Here is a 22576-nt window from a genome sequence, read left to right on the forward strand (position 1 = left end):
TCCCTGGAGGTGCCGATGCCCTATTCCGTTCCCTACACCGCCGATGCCGCCCGCTACGATCAGGGCATGCCCTATCGCCGGACCGGGCGCAGCGGCCTGAAACTGCCCGCGATCAGCCTGGGCCTATGGCAGAATTTCGGCGGTGACGACGTGTACGAAGTCGGCCGTGCCATCCTGCGACGGGCATTCGATCGCGGCGTCACCCATTTCGATCTCGCAAACAATTACGGCCCGCCCTATGGCTCGGCGGAAGCAAATTTCGGGCGTATATTCGCCTCCGACTTCCGCACCCACCGCGACGAACTGGTCATCTCGTCCAAGGCGGGATGGGACATGTGGCCCGGCCCGTACGGCGATATCGGCTCGTCCAGGAAATATCTGATCGCAAGCTGCGACCAGAGCCTGAAGCGGATGGGTCTCGATTATGTCGACATCTTCTACTCGCACCGGGTGGACCCGGACACGCCGCTGGAGGAAACCATGGGTGCGCTGGCGCAGCTCCACCGGCAGGGCAAGGCGCTGTATGTCGGCATATCCTCCTACGACCCCGGCCTGACCCGGCGCGCCGCGGCGATCCTGGCGGAAGAGCGCGTGCCGCTGTTCATCCATCAGCCGAGCTATTCGATCCTCAATCGCTGGATCGAGCGCGACCTGCTGGCAACGCTGGACGATCTGGGCACCGGCTGCATCGCCTTCTCGCCGCTGGCGCAGGGGATGCTCACGTCGAAATATCTCGGTGGCGTGCCCAAGGACGCCCGCGCCAGCCGTGGTGGATCGCTGTCCACGCAGTTGCTGAGCGAGCAGAACCTGGCATCGATCCGCCAGCTGAACGACATCGCGCATACCCGCGGCCAGACGCTGGCACAGATGGCGATCGCCTGGGTGCTGCGCGATCCCCGGGTCACCTCCGCGCTGATCGGCGCGCGGACCGTCGATCAGCTCGACGATTCGCTGAAAGCCGTCGACCGCCTCGATTTTACGGCCGAGGAGCTGTCGGCGATCGACGACGCCGCGGCGGATGGCGGCATCAACCTGTGGGCGGGGTCGTCCGACACCGTCGACCTGCCTGCCGCACAGGGTATACCCGCCTCCTGAGCGGGGGCGTTCAGGCCGCGACCGGCATGCAGGCCGGTCCGGCCGGCGCCGACGCCTTGTAGGTCAGCACGAACTCCTGATGTCCCAGCGCTTCGGACTTGGTCTGTGCGCCGGCGGACACCGCCGCGATCAGCGACACGATCTCGGCCCCGACCTCGTCCAGCGTCGCCCGGCCTTCCAGGATACGGCCGGCATCAACGTCCATGTCGCCTTCCATCCGGCGATAGGTTTCCGGGTTCGCGCATACCTTGATCACCGGCGAGATCGCGGACCCGACCACCGATCCGCGGCCGGTGACGAACAGGTTGATATGCGCCCCGCATGCGATCAGCTCGCCGATCTCGGCATTGTCGACGATGTTGGGGAAGCCGAACTTGGGATCGCCCGGCGGCACCACGTCGAGCAGGTACAGCCCCGGTCCCGGCGCCTGTTCGGCGGGCAGGATCACCCCATCGATGACGCGGCTGCCCGACTTGGCATAGGCGCCGGCAGACTTCTCCTCCTGGCTGGACAGGCCGCCCTCGGCATTGCCGGGCGCGAAGCTGCCATAGCCCATCGCGCGGTAATAGCGCTCAGCCTGCTGGACGGACGCGATCAGCGCGTCGGCCACCGCCGGGTTGGCCGCGCGCTCGGCCATATGGCCCTCGCAACCAATCATCTCGCCGGTTTCCTCGAAGATGCAGGTCGCACCGGCATCGACCAGCGTATCGAAGGCACGGCCCACTGCCGGATTGCCGGTGATACCGCTCGTCCCGTCGGAGCCGCCACAGATCGTGCCGACCACCAGTTCGGACATCGCCATCGGCACCCGTACCGCCTGCGCGTCGGCGATCGCGCCGACGCGTGCCACCGCCGCCAGCCCGGCATCGATCGCGCCGCGCGTGCCGCCCGATTGCTGGATCACCACCGTCTCGACCGGGCGGCCATTCTCCTGTGCGTGGCGCGCCAGCGCCTCGCGGTTGAAGCTCTCGCAACCCAGCGACATCAGCACCACGCCACCGACATTGGGATGGACGATCAGCGCCTTCATCATCGCCAGCGCATAGTCGTTGGGGTAGCAGCCGGGAAAGCCGATCAACTGCACCCGCGGATCATCCACCTTGTCCACGATGCGGCGCGCGACATGGTGCGCGCATTCCACCAGATAGACGACGACGATGGCGTCGCGAATGCCCTTGCGCCCGTCGGCACGCAGCCATGCCTCGATCATGCTTGGTCTCCCGCCGCGTCACGCAGATGTGCCGGCATGTAATCGCTTTTCATGTTGTGCATATGGACCCACCCGCCGGGATCGGCCGCTGCCGTCATAGATCCGATCGGCATCCCGTATTTCAAGACCTTGTCACCCGGATTGAGCGCAAACAGCGCCAGCTTGTGGCCGATCGGCACGGCTTGCGTCACGCTCAGCGTCTGGCCCTCCACGACGAAGCTCTCTCCTGCCTCTACCGACCGGCAGCAGACGACGACATTGTCGCTGGGCGACAGACGGATGGCGGCCGGCGGGGTCATGCGGTGGTCTCCTTGGTGGTGGCGGGGATCGGCGCGTCGGCGCGCAACAATCCCTCATGGCGCAATTCGGCCCAGAAATCGGCGGGGATCGCCGCGCGGTACAGGTCCATCGTCTGGTCGACGCGCGCCGCGCTGCCGAGCCCCGGAATGACGCTGGCGACGCTCGGATGCGCCAGCACGAACTGCAACGCAGCAGCAGGCAGGCGCACGCCGTGGCGGTCGGCCACCGCCTCGATCCCGCGCACCCTGGCGATCACCGCGTCCGACGCCGGGCCATAATCATGGTGCAGCACCCCGCCCCCCTTCGTCCCCGTGGCCAGGATGCCGCTGTTATAGGGCCCACCGATCACGATCGACGTGCCGGCCGTGGCACAGGCGGGTAGCAGCATGTCCAGCGCATCCTGTTCCAGCAGCGTGTAGCGCCCGGCCAGCAGGATCGCGTCCAGCGGCATTTCGCGCATCACGTCCAGGCACACCGCGATCTCGTTGACGCCGATGCCGAAGCCCGCGATCGCACCCTCGTCCCGCAACCGGGCCAGCGCCTTGAGGCCGCCGCCGCGGGTCAATTGCTCCCAATATTCCCCGGCTGCATCGCCATGCGTGTAGCCGCCGATATCGTGGACATACAGCAGGTCCACCCGCCCCAGCCCGAGCCGTTGCAGGCTGTGCTCATGGCTGCGCAGGATGCCGTCATGGCTGTAGTTGTAGCGCATCCGGAAGGGCATTGGCGAGCGGAAGCCGTCACGCTCCCGGTCGTCGGTGATGCTGGCATCCGGGTCCATCAGCCGCCCGACCTTGGTCGATACCACCACGTCCGCGCGGGTGCGCACCGCGTCGCCCACCCGTCGTTCGGACAGGCCCCGCCCGTAATGCGGTGCGGTATCGACATAGGTCATGCCGGCATCCAGCGCCGCCTCGATCGCGGCCCGCGCATCGGCGTCGGCGACCGGGTGATATAGATTGCCGAGCGAAGCCGCGCCGAACCCCAGTTCAGTCACGGTCAGCCCGGTACGTCCCACCGTCCGGCGAGCGATATCGTTCACAGCGTCAGTCCCAATCGGTAAAGGGTGTTGGCGTTGCGACCCCACAGGTCACGTCGCTCATCCTCGGAGAAATCGGCGAGCAGCGCCTCATAGGCGCCCAGCGTCTCGTCCATCGTCGCGAACAGCCGGTCGGTGGGAAAATTGCTTGCCACCATCACCCGGCGGGTGCCGAAGCGGTCGATCATCTCGCGTACGATGTCGGCAAAGGGTGCGCCGACGAAACTTGCGCCGGACAGCTTGATCGACACATGCGGCATCGCCGCCAGCCGCGTGATGCCGTCGCGCCACGCCTCCAGCCCGTCCGCGACGATCGGCAACGCCAAATGGTCGACGATCACCGGCGTGTCGGGGTGGAGCGCCGCCACCTCCGCCATGCCGGTCAGCTGCGGCGGAAAGCCATGATAGTCGAAGCTGAGGCCATGGCGCGCCAGCAGCGCGTAACCCCGCCGCCACGCATCGTCGCGCGTCAGGTCGTATGGGTGCGCCGCCCGCCCCGGGTCGGTCGGATGCCAGTTCACCATGTGGCGAATGCCGCGAACCCGCGCATGGCCGGCGTGAAAGGCCAGTTTCGCCTCCACCTCCGGATCGTCCAGCGCGACATAGGCGACCATGGCGGTGGGCAGCCCGGTATCGGCGGCAAGCTCGTCCAGCCACCGCGTCTCGCCCGCCGCATCGCCCGGATGCGCCCCGGCCTCGACATGCACGGCCCCGACGACGTTCCACGCAGCCGCCTCGCGCACATAGTCGGCCGGCAGGTAGCTGTCCGCGATCGGCGCCTTGTCCGCCTCGTCCAGCCACGGATAGCGCAGCCGCCCCCGATCCCACATGTGCAGGTGTGCATCCACGAAGGGCGGCCGCGTCGTCATGCGCGTCAGTCCGCCGCCGTCCAGGCGACCACGTCCTGCCGCTGTTCGCCCAGCTTCTCGATACCCAGTTCCACCACGTCGCCGGCCTTCAGATACCACGGCTCCGGCTTCTGCCCCAGGCCGACGCCCGGCGGCGTGCCGGTGGTGATGACGTCACCGGGCTCCAGCGTCATGAACTGCGACAGATAGGCGATGATCTGCGCCACGCCGAAGATCATGGTGCGGCTGTGGCCGTCCTGTACGCGCTTGCCGTTCACCGACAGCCACATCGACAGGTCCTGCGGGTCGCCTACCTCGTCGGCGGTGACCAGCCAGGGGCCGATCGGGCCAAAGGTCGGAAAGCCCTTGCCCTTGTCCCACGTCGCGCCGCGCTCGATCTGCCAGTGGCGCTCCGACACGTCGTTGATGACGCAATATCCCGCGACGTGATCAAGGGCATCGGCCTCCGCGACATGGGTGGCGCGCTTGCCGATCACCACGCCCATCTCGACCTCCCAGTCGGTCTTCTTGGAATCCTTGGGGATCACGATCGGATCGTTCGCCCCCTGAATGCAGCTTACCCATTTCTGGAACACCACCGGCTCCTCCGGGATCGGCAGGTTCGATTCCGCGGCATGGTCGGCGTAGTTCAGGCCGATGGCGACGAAATGGCGGGTCCCCGTCACGCAGGCGCCGTAGCGCTGCTCGCCCTCGACCAGCGGCAGGCTCGCCGGGTCGATTGCAGCCAGCCGCTTGAGCGAGTCCGCGCCCAGCGCATCGGGGCCGATGTCGCCGACATGCGCGGACAGGTCGCGGATGCGGCCATCCGCATCGATCACACCGGGACGCTCCGCACCGGGAGCACCGAACCGACAAAGCTTCATATCGAATACCTTCGCAAAACTGCAGAAAAGATCAGGCCATGCACCAGCCGCCGTCGATGACGTGCAGCTGCCCGGTGGTGTACGCGCTTTCGTCGGACGCCAGGTACAGCGCCAGCGCCGCCACCTCGTCCGCGGTGCCCAGCCGGCCGAGCGGCTGGCGGGCGATGAACGCCGCCCGCGCCCCCGCCTCGTCCCCGGTCGCGGCCAGCCGCTCGTCCAGCGACGGCGATTGCACGGTGCCCGGGCAGATCGCGTTGCAGCGGATCTTGTCGCCGACATAATCGACCGCCACGGACCGGGTGATCCCCGCCACCGCCGCCTTGGACGCGCAATAGGCGAAGCGGTTCGCCACGCCGATCACCGGCCCCGCGACTGAGGCCATGTTGATGATCGACCCCCCGCCCCTCGCGATCATACCGGGCAGCAGCGCCGTCAGCATATGGGTGATCGCATGGACGTTCAGGTCGAACGACAGGCGATAGCCGGCATCCTGGCTGTTCAGCAGCGTGCCGGCATCGACATAGCCCGCGCAATTGAACAGCACGTCGACCTCGCCCGCCTCGGCACCAAACGCGGCAATGGCCGCCGCATCGGTCAGGTCCAGCAGCCGCGTCTCGCACCCCGTCAGGGTCGCCAGCGCGTCCGCATTGCGATCGACCGCGACGACGCTGGCGCCTTCCTGTGCGAAGCGTTCCGCCGCCGCCCGGCCGATACCCTGCCCGGCGCCGGTGACGATCGCACGCTTGCCCTTCAACCTGTCCACTCTGCTACTCCTGCTTTGTCTCTCAGCCGGCCCTGGCCGACCCGCGGCCGACGATGATCGCGAAGGCCAGCACCACCGCGAAGCTCGCCGCCGACACCAGCACCGCATGGGTGATCCCCGCCAGATCGGATACCAGCCCCATCAGCGCGGTCAGCCCGGCGCCGCCGATGATCGCCATCACGATCAGCGAGGCTCCGATCCGGCGCAGCGGCCCCAGGCCGTCGATGCCGATCGCAAAGATCGTCGGAAACTGGATCGACATGAAGAAGCTGGAGGCGACCAGCGCATACAGCCCGATCGTGCCGCCGATCAGTCCGGCCACCGCCGCCAGCGCCAGCGAAATGCCCGCGAACAGCGCCAGCAGCCGAACCGGCGCCATCCGCGCCATCAACGCCGCCCCGGCAAATCGCCCGGCCGCGAACAGCACCAGCGACACGAACAGTGCGTCCGCGCCCGCCCGCTCGCCAAACCCGGCATTCGCCTGCGCATAGCGGATCGTGTAGCTCCACAGCCCGACCTGCGCGCCGACATAGAAGAATTGCGCGGCCACCGCCCCGATCAGCCGCGGATGGCGCAGCACATCGGCAAAGCGCCCGCCCTGCGTCGTGTCACCGGCGTCGCGCGGCGGGTTCTTCGGAAAGGCGACGAACAGCGCGGCGACTGCGAACGCCAGCACGATAGCGGCGATCCACATATAGGGGCCGACCACCGCCTGCACCTCGCTGCGGTAAAAGGCTTCGCGCGCCGCGGCGTCCATCGTCACCAGGGCCTGCTCGTCATGCTCGATGCCCGACAGGATGAAGAAGCGCCCGATCAGGATGCCGGTGATCGCACCCAGGGGGTTGGCCGCCTGCGCCCAGTTCAGCCGCCGCGCCGCGGTCGCCGGATCGCCGAGCTCGGTCATCAACGGATTGGCCGAGGTCTCCAGAAAGGCGAGGCCTGCAGCGATCACGAACAGCGCGAGCAGGAACAACTGGTACAGGCTGGCCTGCGCCGCCGGGTAGAAGAGCAATGCGCCCGCCGCATAGAGCATCAGGCCGGTGACGATCGCCGCCTTGTAGCCGAACCGACGCATCACCATCGATGCGGGCACCGCCAGCAGGAAATAGCCGAAATAGAACACCTGCTGCACAAAGCTGGTGCCGAAGTCGGACAGCGTAAACGCCTTGCGAAACTGCGCGATCAGGATGTCGTTCAGGTTGTTGGCGACACCCCACAGGAAGAATAGGCTAACCGTGATGATCAGCGCCGGCAGATAGCGCTGCCCGCGATACGGTGTGGCGCCCGCTTGCGGGGTACCCGCCGCCGTCATGACCGGCATCGCCATCAGCTACGCACTCCCGTCGGGTACGATGCGGATGCCATGAAGGGGCCACGGGATAGATGATGCCGACTATCTCCAACCATGATCGCGCCTCTCCATGATATTTAACTTTTATGCGTGAAAGTTAGCGGGATGTGCGAACCGGCGCAACCCGCTGGCATTCATTCTTCCGCTACGTGTCCCAGCAGTCGCGAGATACGCAGCGTCGCCGCCGCGAGCATCTCGCGGGCCGCATCCACGCCGACCACCTGCGATCCGTCGATCAGTTCCAGGAAGGGAATGGTCAGCGCCGCCATCACCTCGCCGCCAAAGCCGAAGACCGGATAGCTGACGTCCGTTACCCCACGCGCGACCGGGCTTTCCCGCATGTCGCCGCCTTTAGCCCGCACCTCTTCCAGTCGCTTCGACAGCGCTGCCCGGTCGATCTTCGTACCCCGCGCCGCTTCGATCCGGTCGAGCAACCGCTCCGCTGCGGCCGGTGCCGAAAATGCCAGGATCACCTGTCCCGAACAACTGCGCAGCAGGTCGATCGATGCGCCCAGCCGCAATGCGAAGCCGCGCACGCCGGGATTTTCCTCGCGCGCGATCACCAGCCCCTCGGCATGCTTGGCGACCACTAGGTGGCAGGACTGCTCCGTCGCGCGTGCCAGTGCCTGCATCTCGGGCACCGCCGCCGCGGTCAGTTGCCGGGTCGGCGTCGCCCGATACGCGATGTCGAGGAACTTGTAGGTGATCGTATAGCGGTCGGTCACCGGCGATTTCTGGAGATAACCGGCCTCCTCCATCACCACCACGATGCGGAACAATTCGCCCAGCGAGCGCCCGAGCGCGCTGGCCATCTCGCTGGCGAGCAATCCTTGTGGATGGTCCGCCAGCAATTCGATGACGAGGAACGCCTTGTCCAGCGCCGGCGCGGCATAGCTACCCTTGCGTTCCTTTCGCTCCGCCATCGTTGCGCATCCTCCTGCCGTGTCTTTCCTCGGGTAGGCGTTCCGCCGATGCCCCGCAACGACGCTGGTTTGACGGCGCCGGGCCATGTCCATAGTGCCGCCGGGTCAACGGGATGAGGATCGCACATGGCCCAACGCATCTGCTTCGCGCTCGATCTGGTCGACGATGCCGAGCTTATCGCCGCCTATGAGGCCGCGCACGCGCCCGGTGCCGTCTGGCCGGAGGTGGTGGAGGGCATCCGCGCCGCTGGTTACGAGGCGATGGAGATCTGGCGCTTCGGCTCCCGCCTGTTCATGGTCGCGGAGGTATCGGCGGACTGGCCGCGCGCGATCGCCGACCATCTGCGCGCCACCGACGACCGCTGGCAGGCGGCGATGGACCGTTTCCAGCAGCGTATCGCCGGATCGCCGGACAAATGGGCGCCGATGACCCGCATCTTCACGCTGGACGGAGCGTGACACCTCAGCGCGCGGCCGCCGGATCGCCATAGAACAGCCCCCGACCGTCGGTGCCGACATAGACCCGGCCGGCGCGCCGGGGATCGCCCGCGATCACCCGGTATCGCCCGCCCCAGCGATGCGCATCGTCATCGATCCGTGTCCATGATGCGCCGCGATCGGCCGAGCGCCAGATACCTCGCACGCCCCCCAGCGTGCCGATCGCGAACAGATGCTCGCGCCCCAGCCCGAACAGTTCGACCGACAGCGCGCCGCTGGCGGGCACGAAACCGGCCCCGCCGTCGCTGCTGTGGAACAGCCGCGTTCCCGCCTGCAACCACAGGTCGCCGCTGCGCCCCGGCGTCGCGAGCAGCGCGCTCTGCGCCTCGCGCCCCTGTCGTCCTGCCGGCACCAGGTCCTTGGGCAGTCCCCGCCCCGCGACCGGCGCAAAGCTGGCGCCACCGTCACGCGATGCCAGCAAACGTCCACCCTGTGTATCCACGGCCCAGAAGGCGCGCGGATCGACCTTGTCCGCCACCGTGCGCGTCCGGCCGGGCAGGCCGCGCACCGCCTGCCATGATCGGCCGCCGTCGCGCGTCATCTGCGGGATCCGGGTCGAAACCAGCATGGTGGCGCCGTCCGCCGACACGCTGATCGCTGCCTCCCCCATTAGGTCGTCGCGCGCTGGCGGCGCCCCTTGCGGCGGCACCCGGACCGGCACCCAGGTTGCCCCGCCATCCTCCGACCGCCCCAACGACGCATCGCGGGCCCGGTCGACATACAGGCTGCCACTCCGCACGATCACATTCGGCGCCCGCCCGGCATAATCCAGCGTGTTGGTGTTCGACAGATAGGGGTTGATGAAGCTGGGTTCGGGCGAGCGGGTCAGGTCGCGGTGGACGAACCCGGCCAGGTCGCCGAACCCCGACACCAGCGGTGCGCCGCCGGTGGGCGAGATCAGCGTGATGATCGCGGTCTGCTCGATCCCGCGCACCCACGGAGCCCAGTCGATCGCCCCCTTCCCGCTCATCCCCGCCGTCGCATAGACCGTCGCCCCGGTCGTATAGGCGACATGCCCCGCATCGAACGGATCGATCGCCAGGCCGGAGATCCAGTGCCCGAAATCGGCCCCCTTCCCTTCATGCAACAGGAAGGGTGAGGTGGACACGTCACGCCGGCTGCGCGCGCCCATATCCTCCCAATGCGCTCCATCGTCGCGCGTCACCCACAGCGAGTCTCCCGCCCCGCGCCGGTCGATCGTCGACACCGCGACAGTGCCGGGCGCCGACCGGGCCACCGCGACGCCCAGGAAGCCGCCCTCGGCGCCGCTGGTGCGCCAGTCCGGCGGCGTGACGTCACGTCCGCTACCGTCACGGCCATAGCGCCATACCGCGCCCGTCTTGGCGTCGCTCGGCCCGATGCCATCGGAATATCCGACCCACAGCACGCCTCGGCTGTCGACCACACCCTTGGCCGCCAACAAGGGCGGCGCGTCGGCCGCTGTCCAGCTTTTCCCGCCATCGTCGGACCGCCACAAGGCGCCGGCGCCCGTCTGCGCCACGCCGGCCCAAATCCGCTGCGACCGCTTACCCGGCTGCGCGCCCGTCGGATCGATCGCCACGAAGGAGACGCCGCCATGCCCCTCGCGGGCCTTGGGCAGACCAAGACCCTTGACCGGAAAGCCCGGCACCCGGCGCCAGCGCGCGCCCGCATCGTCGCTGCGCCACAAGCCGTCATGCCGCGATCCGAAGAACAAGGTGCGCGGATCGCCCGGGTCCACCGCCAGCCGCTCGCCCAGGCCGCGACCGGGCTCGTTCCCGCCCATCGCGAACGGCACCGGCACCACCCGCCATGTCGCACCGCGGTCCGCGGAGCGCAGGATGGCGGCGGGCTCGCGCGCGTTCATCCCTGCGGCCATATAGACGACGTTCGGGTCGCGCGGGTCGGGGGCGATGCTCTCGATCCCCATATGGCTCGACACCGCATTGTCGTCCTGCAACGGCACCCAGTGCCGGTCCTTCGCGTCCCAGCGATATGCCCCGCCCATATCGGTGCGCAGATAGGCCAGGCCGCGCTCGGCGGGGCTGAAGACGATGTTGGGTGCGTAGCCTCCCGCCCCCACGGTGACGTTGCTCCACCGATATGGCGTCGCCGCCGGCGGTTCGGCCAGCACGCCCGGCGCCGTACCGACAAGCGCCAGCGCGAGCAGGCATGACAGGCGTGATCGAAGCTGCATGGTGATCCCCGTTTACCTCTGAGGCGTGTTTTCCGGCTCCAGCGTCGCCAGCACGACATCGTTGCTGCGCATCTTCACGCGCAGCACATGGCTACCATCGCGCCCGACCTGCACCGTTCGCTGCAACTCCGGCGTATCGCTGGTCAGCGCCTGCAACTCGGCGATCTGCGCGGCGGTCAGCGACCGGGGCGACCCCATCTGCAGATAGCGGGAATGCGCGTCGTTCGCCTGATAGCCGGTACGCCGTACCGCCAACCGGTAGCGCCCCGGCGTCAGGTGCGACAACCGGATCTCCGCATCGGCCGAGGGCGTGGCGGGCAGCAGCTTGGTGAAGAACGGCCGGTTGCTGATCGTCTGCGCCGGTTGCTGCCAGTTCCACAGCAGGACGCCCGTCCGCCCCTTGTCGGTCGTCGCCAATACCTGGTCGTCCGCGCTCGGCACCTCGCGGCCGTGGAGCATGTGGAGATATTTGTACGCGAACCATGCCGGCTTGCGGATGCCCTCGCGGTTCATCAGGCCGAAGCCGCCGTGGAAGGGCGTCGGCGGTGGCCCCGCTTCCTCGAACAGGTCGCTATAGGTCCAATAGCTCATGCCCTGCGCATAGGGGCGCGTCGCGCGCAGCTTGGTCAGGATATAGGGCGCGCTGATATAGCTGTCGTGCACCGGGTCGCGCGGATTGTAGCTTGCGCTCCACTCGGTGAAATAGAGCGGGAGCTTCGGAAATCTGGAGGCCGCGATCTGTTCGCGTACCCGCCGTACGTCGCCCACCACCGCATCCGGGTTGGTCGACAGCTTGTTGTCGTCCCCGCCCTTCTCGTCGAGAAAACCGCCGTCCACGCCGTAAGTATGGGTGGTGACGAAATCGATCGGGATGTTTCTGGCCGCGGCATGGTCCAGCAGGTTCGGCACCCAGGCCGCGCCCGCCGTCGCCGGTCCACCGACCCTGAGCGCAGGATCGATCGCCTTGATCGTCCGCGCGCTGGTTTCATACAGCTCCAGATAGGCCGCCTTGTCGGCCTTCTCCCAGAAGCCGGCGAGATTGGGTTCGTTCCACACCTCGAAGAACCAGCCGCGCACCGCCTCCGCACCGTAGCGGTCGCGCAGGTGCCGCACAAAGGCATCGACCAGCCTGCCCCATTCGTCGATCCGCGGATGCGACGTATTGCCCTTCCAGTAGAAAATTGTCTGCGGCGATGTCTTCAACAGGCCGGGGGTAAAGCCCAATTCCACGAACGGCTTGATCCCCCGCGCCAGCAGCGCATCGTACAACTGGTCGATCTTCGTCCAGTCATAGACGATTGTACCGTCGCGGTTCTGCACGGTGCCAAGGGCATCGGTGAAGATGTCGTGGAACCGGACGTAGCGGAACCCCAGTTCCTTCACCGCCGTGTCGAGTTGCGCCAGGCTGTCCGGCCGGATCAGCGTGCCCGGATAATCCGACCCGACCGACAGGTCGAACGAGCGGTCCAGCGGTTCGCCCGCCCGTGCCAGATCGATGTCGATCGTGCGAACCGGCGCCTGTGCCTCGGCCGCGTGGCCGGCTCCGCTTGCGATCATCATCGTGGCCAGCAGGGTGGCCAGGGTTCGGCCGATCATGGAAAGTGGCTGGCTGGTCATGATGGCCCCGGATGATAGGTGGCAGGGCCGGCACCGCCGGCCCTGCGCGTTCGTCAATAGGTGAAGCGCGCCGTGATGCTGACGCGCCGGTCGTTCAGTACCGCGGATTGCGGGCGGCTGGCGATCCCGTAATAGGTGCGGTTCTCGGTATTGGTCAGGTTGATCCCGTCCACCGTCAAGCCGAAATTGGGCGTGACCGTATAGGTGATCGATGCGTCCACCTGTCCGCGCGCATCGTTGAAGATCGGCAGGTTGCCGCTACCGTTCCCGCGCGTGGTGACCACATATTTCGAGCGCCAGTTATAGGCGACGCGCGCCGACAGGGGTCCCTTGTCGTAAATGCCGACCAGATTGTAGCTGTACTTGGACAGCTGCTCCAACGGCACCGTCAACTGCGCGCCGGTCGTGTCCTGCGCATCCGGGCTCGGTGCCTTGCTGTCGACATAGGTGAAGTTGGCCTGCACGCCAAAGCCCGACAGCACCCCCGGCAGGAAGTCGAAGAAGGTGTTGCCGCCCACTTCGAAGCCCTTGATCTTGCCGTTGTCGCCGTTCAGCGGCCGCGTGACGTCGACGGTGAACGGACCGTTGCCGAAGTTGAAGGTCTCGGTCGAGGTGATGTTGGCGATGAAGCCGTCCACCTTCTTGTAGAACACCGCACCATATACCGAACCCGTGCGCGCAAAATAATACTCCAGCGACGCGTCGAGCTGGTCCGCGGTCAGCGGCCGCAGGTTCGCATTTCCGGTCGTCGCCGTACGCAGGCCACCGCCCGGATTGTTCTCGACGATGTTGATGTTCGGGTTGAGCGCGGTGAAGTCCGGCCGCGTCAGGGCCTTGGACGCCGCCAGACGCAGTTGCAGCTGCGGCGTGAAGCGGAAGCGCAGGTTCAGGCTGGGCAGCGCCTTGGTATAATCGGAATCCGCTCCCAGCGGCACGAAGCTGATCGGGCCGTTGCCGAAGATGGGCAGGCCGGTCGCGGGATCGACCCCGGTCTGCGCCTGCGGCGTTTGTGCGGAGAAGCCCGCGGTGCTCACCTTGGTCTTCACGACGCGCACGCCGACATTGCCGTCGATCGGAATGGACAGGTCGTCCGCACCGAACTTGACGAGGCCGTAGGCGGTGTAGGTATTCTCACCCTGCGTGTTGCGGTCGTTGGGCGCATAGGTGACGCCGTTGAGCAGTGCCTGCCGCTGCTCCGCCCCGACGAAGGGCGCCAGCGCGTTGCGGGTCGCGTCATAGTCCAGAACGATGTTGCGGTTGAAGGCGATCACGCCCTCGGGAATGCCGCGATAGCCGCGATACAGGTCGCCGCCGAAGATGCGCGGCTCCAGCAGCGCATAGGGCGTCTCGGTCAGCCCGTAATAGGCATAGATGCTGTTGTCGCTCACTGCCGACCGGTCGGTGTAGCGCACGCCCGCCGCGATCGACTTCAGGAAGCCGGTGTCGAACTCGTAATTGACGTCCAGCCGCCCGGTATACTGCTTGCCGACCGACCGGCTGACATTGTCCAGATAGCCGCCCGGCACCGCATAGTTCGCCGGGTTCAGCAAAAGGCCGTCGCCATTGGTGGGATCGTTGTCGGGGGTGATGATCATCGTCGGCACGCCGCTGCCGACCTGCTGGAACAGCCGCTCCGCATTGGAATTGAGGATGACGATCGAGCGCTGTCCGTCGGTCGTGCCGCGGATATACTGGAAGTCGCCGTTGATCGTCAGGCGGTCGGTCGGCGTCCAGCGGGCGTTCAGCGAATAGTCGCTGGTCACCGACTTGCGCCGCTCCAGGCTGGTGTTCGAATTGATCGGTACGTTGACGAAGGTGCCGCTGCGGAAATTGCCGTCCGCATCATAGGTGAAGGGCGCGGTGAAGTCCGGCGTGATCGGCGTATCGCCGGTAAAGGCGAAGAAGCTGTAGTCGCCATACTGGAACTTGTAGTCCGACCGCACATATTCGCCGGTCAGCAACAGCGTGTCGGTCGGCTTCCATTGCAGGGCCACGTCCACGCCGATGCGCCGCCGGTCGCCCAGATACTGGCCGATGCCCACGCCGTGCGGCAGGAACGTCTCCTGCCCGGTCCGCCCCAGTCCGGCCAGCGTCGCTGCACCCAGCTCGGTCGCCGGGTCCAGGCGGAAGAAGGGCTGGCTCGAAATCTGGTCCTGACGGAACGCCGTCTTCTGATAGGCCAGGTCGACCAGCAGACCGATCTCGCCGATGCCCGTGTTCCAGCGGTTGGAAATGAGCAGGTTGGCCTGCGGCGTCGTGGTGTCGCGCAGGTCGTAATAGTTGGCGGTCGCGCTCGCCGACATCTTCAGCCCGTTGAAGTCGAAGGGCTTGCGCGTCCTGAGGTTGATCAGGCCGCCGATGCCACCCTCGATCAGGTCGGCCGAAGGGTTCTTGTAGACGTCGATTCCGGCGAGCAGTTCGGAGGGCACATCCTCCAGGCTCAGCGTGCGCCCGCCGCTGGCGGTGAACACGTCGCGCCCGTTCACCTCGGTCCGCACTTGGCTCAGGCCGCGGATCGCCACCGAGCTGCCTTCGCCGAAGCTGCGCTGGATCTGTACGCCGGTGATGCGCTGCAATGCCTCCGCCACGTTGCGGTCGGGCAGCTTGCCGATGTCCTCCGCCACGATCGAATCGACGATCTGCGACGCGTTGCGCTTGATGCCCTGCGCGGTCGACAGGCTGGCGCGCACGCCGGTCACCACGATGTCCGCTGCCTCGGTATCGGTGGCCGCACCGCTGCCCTGCGGACTCGCCGTTCCGGCATCGCCGCTGGGGGGTACGGTACCGCTCTGCTCGGCAGGCGTCTGGCTATTGTCGGATGATTGCGCCGCCGCCGGCACGGTCCATGCCATCAGCAATGCGGCCATCGAAGCGGTCGAGTACAAGCGCATCCGATCATTCCGGCGCGCGGGTTCGCAGGCGTCCATCGAGTATCCCTCCTAAAACCTTGCAGCACTTCTCTGTGAGAGCGCTAACGCAAAGCCTGCATAGCGGCAGATAAGGTGTTGAGGAATAGCCACTATGAAGATAAAATTTGATTTCGTCGGTGATCGGCGTCACTTTGCCGGTCACCGCAAAGGGAACGATACCACGCGGTTCGGGGAGAGCGATGACACAGCCGCTAGGGTATCAGGTGCCGACGCCGGGCAGGATGAAGCCGGCTCTGCGTGCATCGAATGTCACCCTGCCATCGGCCCCTATGTCCGACATTATCCGGCCGGTCGCGCAGCGGTCGGTCAAAGCAGTTTTCCGGCGGCTGGCGAATCAGAACCCCGCCGATGTCCACGCCCTTCCGACATGCGAGTTACCGGCATGACCCTGCCCATCCTGTCCCGTCGCACCCTGATCGGCGGCGCCGCCGCCCTGTCTGCGATGCCCGCCGCGGCGCAGACCGGCCCCGGAGACGAGATCGTCGAGCTCTGGCCCGGGCCGCCGCCCGGCGACACCGGTGCGCGCATCGCGCGCAAGGTCGCGGATCAATCGCGCGGGGCCGCCACGCCCGATCGCTGGGTGACGGGTATCGCCCGCCCCGTCGTCGTCGTCCGCCGCCCGGCACGCCCCAATGGCGCCGCGGCGCTGCTGTGTCCCGGCGGCGGCTATGGCTTCCTGTCCTACGACAATGAAGGCACATCACAGGCGGCGTGGCTGAACGCGCGGGGGGTGACCGCCTTTATCCTGCTCTACCGCCTGCCGAACGAAGGCTGGGCAAGCCGCGCGCTTGTCCCGCTTCAGGATGCGCAGCGGGCGATGCGTGTCATTCGCGCGCGCGCTGCGGGCTTCGGCATTGCGGCGAACCGCGTTGCGGTGCTGGGCTTCTCCGCCGGCGGGCATCTGGCCGGCTCGCTCGCCACCCGCCACGCACTTGCCACCTATACGCCGGTCGACGCCGCCGACCGGCTCAGCGCGCGGCCCGATCTCGCCGGCCTCGTCTATCCGGTCATCAGCTTCTCCGCCCCCTTCACCCATGCCGGCTCGCGCGACATGCTGCTCGGCCCCGAACAGACCCCCGCCCAGCGCCGCGAATGGTCGATCGAAACGCGCGTCGATGCGGCCACCCCGCCGATCCTGCTGGTCCATGCCAGCGACGACGGGCTGGTTCCGCCCGACAACAGCATCGCCCTGTATCAGACGATGCGCGCCGCCGGCCGTCCGGCCGCGCTGCACATCTTCGAGGATGGAGGACACGGCTTCGGGGTGCGCCTGCCCGCGACGCGCTCGGCCAGCGCATGGCCGTCGCTCTTCGCCACCTTTGCCGCGGGTCAGGGCATCTTCCCGGCATGAAACGCGCCGCGATTGCCCTGCTGGCCGCCCTGTTCGCGGTGCCCGCTGCCGCGCAAGGCTATCAAAGCTCGCCCGAACGCCGCATCGTGGCGGAACGGGACTGGGGCCCGTGGCTCGGCCCGTTTCGCGCCAGGCTGGTCCCCAGCCTGATGCAGGATTTCGGCGAACGCTATCTCTACGCGCCCGCCAATGCGGCACTGGCAGCCCCCAGACGCGGGGAGCGCCGCGTCGTCTTCCTCGGCGACTCGATCACCGACAAGTGGAACCTCGCCGCCAGCTTTCCGGGCCGGTCCTATGTCAATCGCGGCATCGGCAGCCAGGTCACCGCGCAGATGCTGCTGCGTTTCCATCAGGACGTGGTCGGGCTGAAGCCTGCGGCCGTCGTGATCCTCGCCGGCATCAACGACATTCAGGGATTTCTGCAACAGGAAACGCCCGAACAGATCGAGGCGAACTGGGAGGCGATGGCCGATCTCGCCGACGCGCACGGGATCGCCGTCGTCTTCGCCTCGCTGCTGCCGGTCAACGATTATACGCCCGCCGCCCGCGACGTGGTGAAGGAGCGCAAGCCCGCGACCATCGTCGCGCTGAACCGCTGGCTGCGCGCCTTTTGCGCCCGTCGCGGCTATGCCTATGCCGACTACCACACCGCGCTCGTCGACCGCGCCGGCCTGATGGCGCGCCCCTATACCCGGGACGGCGTTCATCCGCTGGGCAACGCCTATGCGCGCATGGCACCCATCGCTGAGGCCGCGATCGAACAGGCGCTGGGCCTTGCCCATCACAGGAGACGATAGGATGCGACGCACCCGCTTAATCGGGGCCGGCCTGGCCCTGCTGTCCAGCGCCGCCCTATCGGCGCAGACCAACGTGCCCGGCGATCCGCATGCCGGCGATCCCGTCGGCATCGTCGCCGATCCCTGCCCCGTGCATCCGCACCCCGAAGGGGATGGATGGCAGATGTGGAACCTCCACATGCTCACCCGCGATTTCGGCCAGCTCTGTCGCTACGCCGCCGCCAATGCCGCGCTGAAGACCCGGCCGCGGGTCGTCTTCATGGGCGATTCCATTACCGACAACTGGATCAACGCCGATCCCTCCATGTTCGAGGATGGCCGCGTCGATCGCGGGATCAGCGGGCAGACCACGCCGCAGATGCTGGTCCGCTTCCGCCAGGACGTTCTCGCCCTGCGGCCCGCCGCCGTCCATATCATGGCCGGCACCAACGACATCGCCGGCAACACGGGGGCCGCGACGATGGAGACGGTGCAGGGCAACATCACCAGCATGGCGCAGCTCGCCCGCGCCAACGGTATCAAGGTCATCCTGGCCTCGATCCCGCCCGCCGCCGCCTTTCCTTGGGCAAAGGACAAGCGGCCGGTGCCGCAGATCGCGGCGATGAACCGCTGGTTGCGGGATTATGCCCGCGCCAACGGCCACACCTATGTCGATTACCACACCGCGCTCGCCACGCCCGACGGCGCGATGAAGCCCGGCCTCGCGACCGATGGCGTCCACCCGACGCCGGCGGGCTATGCGGTCATGCGCCCGCTGGCGCTGGCTGCCATCACCAAGACCCTGGGAGCCTCCAAGTGATCGATCTCCACCGCCGCGGCTTTCTCGCCGGCTCCGCCGCCCTGGGGCTCGCGACCGCCGCCCGCGCCGCCAGCCCGATGGGCACCGCCAAGGGGCCGGTACAGGCGACATGGCCCTCGCTCGTCCAGAATTATCGCTATCCGGACTGGTTCCGCGACGCCAAGCTCGGCCTCTGGTCGCATTGGGGGCCGCAGTCGGTGCCGGAGCAGGGCGACTGGTATGGCCGCTTCATGTATATGCAGGGCCACCCGATGTACGAGCATCACCTGAAGACCTATGGCCACCCCTCGGTCACGGGGATGAAGGATCTGCAGCATCGCTGGAAGGGGGAGCGCTGGGACCCGGATGCGCTGATCCAGCGCTATGTGCGTGCCGGCGCCAAATATTTCGTCGCGCTTGCCTGCCATCACGACAATCTCGACTGTTACGACAGCCGCTATCACGCCTGGAACTCGACGCGCGTCGGCCCCAAGCGGGACGTGGTCGGCATCTGGGAGAAGGCAGCGCGCAAGGCGGGCCTGCGTTTCGGCGTGTCCAATCACGCCGCGCATGCCTGGCATTGGTACCAGACCGCCTATGGCTATGATCCCGTCGGCCCCAGAAAGGGCGAACGCTATGACGCGTTCCGCCTGCGCAAGGGCGATGGCCGTGGCCAGTGGTGGGAGGGCCTTGACCCGCAGGAACTCTATACCGGCGGTCATGCCGTGCTGCCCGACGGCATCGACAGCATCGAGGCGATGAACAAGTGGCACGATGCGAATAACGGCCAGTGGATCGAAACCGGGCCGAAGGACGATCCCGCCTATGTCACCCGCTGGCTGCTCCGCCAGACCGACCTGATCGAGAAGTACAAGCCCGATCTCTGCTATTTCGACGATTACGGCCTGCCCTTCGGTCCCGTCGGGCTGGAATCCGCGGCGGACTATTACAACCGCTCGATCGAATGGCACGGCAAGATCGATGTCGTGCTGACCGCCAAGCAGCTTCAGCCGCACCAGCGTTTCGGTCTGGTCCAGGATGTCGAGCGCGGCTTTGCCGACCGGTTGTGGGACGAGCCGTGGCAGACCGATACCTGCATCGGCGACTGGTTCTACAATGTCGCGCGCCTCAACGACCGGTCGTACAAGACCGCCGAACAGGTGATGCAGCGCCTGGCGGATGTGGTGTCCAAGAACGGCAACCTGCTGCTCTCCATTCCGCAGCCCGGCGACGGCTCGATCGACGCGGAGGAGGAGAAGATCCTCGACGGCATGGCCGGCTGGATCGCGGTGCATGGGCAAGCGATCTTCGGCTCGCGTCCCTGGCGCATCTATGGCGAGGGGCCGACGCAGCTCGCCACCGGCATGCAGAATGAGGGCGCGGCCAAGCCGTTCACGCCGCAGGACATCCGCTTCACCACCAACAAGGGCGCGCTTTACGCCCTGTTCCTTGCGCCGCCGACCGGTCCGATCACGATCAAGTCGCTGGGCACTACGCGCGAGGGCGCGATCGAGCGCGTAACCCTGCTCGGCGGCGGCCCGGTGCGTCACCGCCGCGACGCCGCCGGCCTTCATCTCGACTGGCCCCGCGCCCAGGCCCCCGCCTTCGTACCCGCCATCCGTATCGACGGCCGCGGCCTCGTCTGAACCCCATCATCCATCAGGAAATTCCACCGATGTCCCTTTTCCGACACCTTCTCGCCACCGGCACCGCGCTCGCCGCGCTGGCCGCCACCCCCGCCCTCGCCGCGCCCCTCTCCACCGTCGACCGCAACGGCGCACAGGTCGCGATCGAGCCCTACGCCCCCAACATCGTCCGGGTGACGATCGCGCTCGACCGCACCCTCGCCGACGCCGCCCCCGGACCCGGCCCCAACGCCCCTGCCGACGCCACCGGCTGGGCCCACCGCACCGACCAGTCCGGCGACATCTTCGCCTCCTCCGCCATGACCCTCACCGTCAAGGCGCAGCCCTGGCCCGCCGCCCCCACCCAGATGCAGCGCTACTTCGCGCCCTCGCTCCCGCCCGTCGCCATCACCGTCACCCGCCCCGACGGCCGCCCGATCGCCGAGATGACCGGCTGGGAAATGTCCCCCCATACGGTGAACGGCGAGCAGACGTTCCGGGTCGGCGCCAGTTTCGCGGTGCAGCCTGATGAGCATTATTACGGCCTCGGCCAGAACCAGGAAGGCGTGCTCGACCTGAAGGGCCGCACCATCGACTGCCGCCACAATTACGACGCGCCCGCCGGTGAAACCGTCTGCGTCCCCTTCATGGTCACCAACAAGGGCTATGGCATCGTCTGGGACAACCCGTCCGCGCTGAAGGTGATGCCCGGCCTCCACAACGCCACCCAGTGGCAGTCGGAGGTGGGCGAGCGCATCTCCTTCTTCGTCATCACCGGCGACACCACCGATCAGCTCTATGCCGGCTATGCCAGGCTGACCGGCGCCACCCCGCTGCCGCCCAAGGCCGCGTTCGGTCTGATCCAGTCCAAGGCGCGCTATGAAAGCCAGGCCGAGCTGATGGCCGTCGCCGACGGCTATCGCCAGCGCAACCTGCCGCTCGACGTCATGGTGCTGGACTGGTTCCACTGGACCCGCATGGGCCAGCTCGACATCGACCGCACCTATTTCCCCGATCCCAAGGGCATGAACGATCGCCTGAACGCAATGGGCATGCGCTCGATCCTCAGCGTCTGGCCGCGTTTCGAGCGGGAGTCGCGCTACTACAACACGCTGGCGGCCAAGGGCTGGTTCCTTCACGACAAGGACGGCAGCGTGGTCGACGGCCTGCCGTTCCGTTCCGACCGCGCCGGCGCGCTGCTCGACACCACCAATCCGGAAACCGGCCAGTGGTTCTGGGAGCGCATCCGCGACAATCTCGCCTCGCAGGGCTTCGACTGGTTCTGGCTGGACGAGACCGAGCCGGATCTGGTGCCGGACGGCCATTTCTATTCGATCGGCTCGGGCGATCGCTATCACAACATCTATCCGCTCACCCACACCACACCGGTGGCCGAGGGGTCGGCAAGGGATCGTCCGAACCTGCGCAACCTTATCCTTGCGCGCGCCGCCTATCTGGGCGTGCAGCGCAACGGCGCGCTGTTCTGGTCGTCGGACATCAAATCGACCTGGGAAGCGCTGAAGCGCCAGGTGCCTGCCGGCCTCGGCTTCACCGCGACCGGCATGGCCTATTGGGGCAGCGACATCGGCGGCTGGCAGTGGCCGAACGGCCCCAAGGCCGAACGCCCGCTACTGATCGATCCCGCCGGCGCGACCGCAATGGCGCCTGATTACGCCGACTATCCCGAACTGATGGTCCGCTGGTTCGGCTACAGCGTCTTCACGCCCACTCTGCGTATCCACGGCCAGCGTCCCGCCGCCTCGATCTGGGACTATGGCAAGGCGGCCGAGCCCGTTCTCGCCAACTTCCTGCGTCTGCGCTATTCGCTGATGCCCTATCTCTACGCGATGGGCCACCAGACCTATCAGACGGGCGCCCCGTTCATGCGCGCACTGTTCATGGACTTTCCCAATGATCCCAAGGTCGCGACGATCGGCGACCAGTATATGTTCGGCCCCGCCTTCCTCGTCGCCCCCGTCACCGATCAGGGCGTGACGAAGCGCCCCGTCTATCTGCCCGCCGGCGCCGACTGGTATGATTACTGGACCAACCGCCGCTACACCGGCGGCCAGACGATCGAGGTCGCCGCGCCCATCGATCAGGTGCCCCTGTTCGTCCGTGCCGGCTCGATCGTGCCGATGGGCGTGCAGGTGCCCAGCACCGCGACGAAGCAGCCGCTGGAGGCGATCCGCGTCTATCCGGGCCGCGATGCCAGCTTCACGCTGTACGACGATGACGGCACCACCAACGCCTACAAGAAGGCTGCTGGCGGCCGCTCGGCCACGCTGCGCTGGGACGACGCCGCGGGCCGCCTCACCGCCTCGGGCAAGCTGCCCACCGACCAGAACCCGGCAACGCTGGTCCAGGTGATCCGCCCGGCATCGTAGGCGT

At 67.2% G+C, this 22576-nt stretch carries 18 protein-coding genes; 7 read left to right on the forward strand and 11 right to left on the reverse strand.

All coding sequences use genetic code 11. The features are described from left to right. Positions 1–15: 15 nt before the first annotated feature. A complete protein-coding gene (mgrA, locus tag GQR91_RS13225) occupies positions 16–1095 on the forward strand; it encodes an L-glyceraldehyde 3-phosphate reductase (RefSeq protein WP_149682926.1) in 1080 nt (359 codons plus the stop codon). Positions 1096–1105: 10 nt separating this feature from the next. Here mgrA and GQR91_RS13230 read toward each other — a convergent pair whose 3' ends face one another. From GQR91_RS13230 to GQR91_RS13265, 8 genes are all read right to left on the reverse strand, one after another. Beyond that, positions 1106–2305: a UxaA family hydrolase gene (locus GQR91_RS13230; protein WP_149682925.1), complete on the reverse strand. Its 1200-nt coding sequence runs from the start codon at positions 2303–2305 to the stop codon at positions 1106–1108. After that, positions 2302–2604 carry a UxaA family hydrolase gene (locus tag GQR91_RS13235; protein WP_149682924.1) on the reverse strand — a complete coding sequence of 101 codons (303 nt, stop codon included), beginning with the start codon at positions 2602–2604 and terminating at the stop codon, positions 2302–2304. Before GQR91_RS13235 ends, GQR91_RS13230 begins: the two co-directional genes overlap by 4 nt. After that, positions 2601–3647: an aldo/keto reductase gene (locus tag GQR91_RS13240; RefSeq protein WP_149682923.1), complete on the reverse strand. Its 1047-nt coding sequence runs from the start codon at positions 3645–3647 to the stop codon at positions 2601–2603. The genes GQR91_RS13235 and GQR91_RS13240 overlap by 4 nt, the downstream gene beginning before the upstream one ends. Beyond that, positions 3644–4513 carry an amidohydrolase family protein gene (locus tag GQR91_RS13245; protein WP_149682922.1) on the reverse strand — a complete coding sequence of 290 codons (870 nt, stop codon included), beginning with the start codon at positions 4511–4513 and terminating at the stop codon, positions 3644–3646. Before GQR91_RS13245 ends, GQR91_RS13240 begins: the two co-directional genes overlap by 4 nt. Positions 4514–4518: 5 nt before the next feature. Beyond that, positions 4519–5376 (reverse strand): fumarylacetoacetate hydrolase family protein, encoded by an 858-nt coding sequence (locus tag GQR91_RS13250; RefSeq protein ID WP_149682921.1) that lies wholly within the window; start codon positions 5374–5376, stop codon positions 4519–4521. 31 nt (positions 5377–5407) lie between these two features. Beyond that, complete coding sequence (locus GQR91_RS13255; RefSeq protein ID WP_235904097.1) at positions 5408–6139, reverse strand: SDR family oxidoreductase; 732 nt, start codon at positions 6137–6139, stop codon at positions 5408–5410. 22 nt (positions 6140–6161) lie between these two features. Beyond that, positions 6162–7460 carry an L-fucose:H+ symporter permease gene (gene fucP / locus GQR91_RS13260; RefSeq protein ID WP_235904104.1) on the reverse strand — a complete coding sequence of 433 codons (1299 nt, stop codon included), beginning with the start codon at positions 7458–7460 and terminating at the stop codon, positions 6162–6164. Positions 7461–7624: 164 nt separating this feature from the next. Further along, entirely contained in the window at positions 7625–8413 is a 789-nt protein-coding gene (locus tag GQR91_RS13265; protein WP_149682919.1) for an IclR family transcriptional regulator, read from the reverse strand. Between the two features lie 126 nt (positions 8414–8539). Between GQR91_RS13265 and GQR91_RS13270 the strand changes: the two genes are divergently transcribed. Then, on the forward strand, positions 8540–8872 hold the full coding sequence (locus GQR91_RS13270) for an L-rhamnose mutarotase (protein WP_149682918.1): 333 nt from the start codon (positions 8540–8542) through the stop codon (positions 8870–8872). Positions 8873–8876: 4 nt separating this feature from the next. Here the strand turns inward: GQR91_RS13270 and GQR91_RS13275 are convergent, their stop codons facing one another. The 3 genes from GQR91_RS13275 to GQR91_RS13285 all read right to left on the reverse strand — a co-directional run bounded on the left by GQR91_RS13275 (position 8877) and on the right by GQR91_RS13285 (position 15595). Then, a complete protein-coding gene (locus tag GQR91_RS13275) occupies positions 8877–11087 on the reverse strand; it encodes a WD40/YVTN/BNR-like repeat-containing protein (protein ID WP_149682917.1) in 2211 nt (736 codons plus the stop codon). A gap of 12 nt (positions 11088–11099) precedes the next feature. After that, positions 11100–12683 (reverse strand): GH39 family glycosyl hydrolase, encoded by a 1584-nt coding sequence (locus GQR91_RS13280; RefSeq protein WP_311732277.1) that lies wholly within the window; start codon positions 12681–12683, stop codon positions 11100–11102. A gap of 74 nt (positions 12684–12757) precedes the next feature. Further along, positions 12758–15595, reverse strand: coding sequence for a TonB-dependent receptor (locus GQR91_RS13285; protein WP_249042542.1), 2838 nt, complete (start codon positions 15593–15595; stop codon positions 12758–12760). A 427-nt stretch (positions 15596–16022) separates the two neighbouring features. On the opposite strand from GQR91_RS13285, the gene GQR91_RS13290 reads away from it, so the two are divergent. The 5 genes from GQR91_RS13290 to GQR91_RS13310 are packed head-to-tail and all read left to right on the forward strand — an operon-like array spanning position 16023 to position 22572. Continuing rightward, complete coding sequence (locus GQR91_RS13290; RefSeq protein ID WP_149682999.1) at positions 16023–16985, forward strand: alpha/beta hydrolase; 963 nt, start codon at positions 16023–16025, stop codon at positions 16983–16985. Continuing rightward, positions 16982–17782, forward strand: coding sequence for a GDSL-type esterase/lipase family protein (locus tag GQR91_RS13295; RefSeq protein WP_149682914.1), 801 nt, complete (start codon positions 16982–16984; stop codon positions 17780–17782). Before GQR91_RS13290 ends, GQR91_RS13295 begins: the two co-directional genes overlap by 4 nt. Position 17783: 1 nt before the next feature. Beyond that, positions 17784–18581, forward strand: coding sequence for an SGNH/GDSL hydrolase family protein (locus tag GQR91_RS13300; RefSeq protein WP_149682913.1), 798 nt, complete (start codon positions 17784–17786; stop codon positions 18579–18581). Beyond that, a complete protein-coding gene (locus tag GQR91_RS13305; protein WP_149682912.1) occupies positions 18578–20206 on the forward strand; it encodes an alpha-L-fucosidase in 1629 nt (542 codons plus the stop codon). Before GQR91_RS13300 ends, GQR91_RS13305 begins: the two co-directional genes overlap by 4 nt. A 29-nt stretch (positions 20207–20235) precedes the next feature. Then, on the forward strand, positions 20236–22572 hold the full coding sequence (locus tag GQR91_RS13310) for a glycoside hydrolase family 31 protein (RefSeq protein ID WP_149682911.1): 2337 nt from the start codon (positions 20236–20238) through the stop codon (positions 22570–22572). The last annotated feature ends 4 nt before the right edge of the window (positions 22573–22576 follow it).

Origin of the sequence: Sphingomonas carotinifaciens, from assembly GCF_009789535.1 — a bacterium.
Classification (GTDB): Bacteria; Pseudomonadota; Alphaproteobacteria; order Sphingomonadales; family Sphingomonadaceae; genus Sphingomonas; species Sphingomonas carotinifaciens.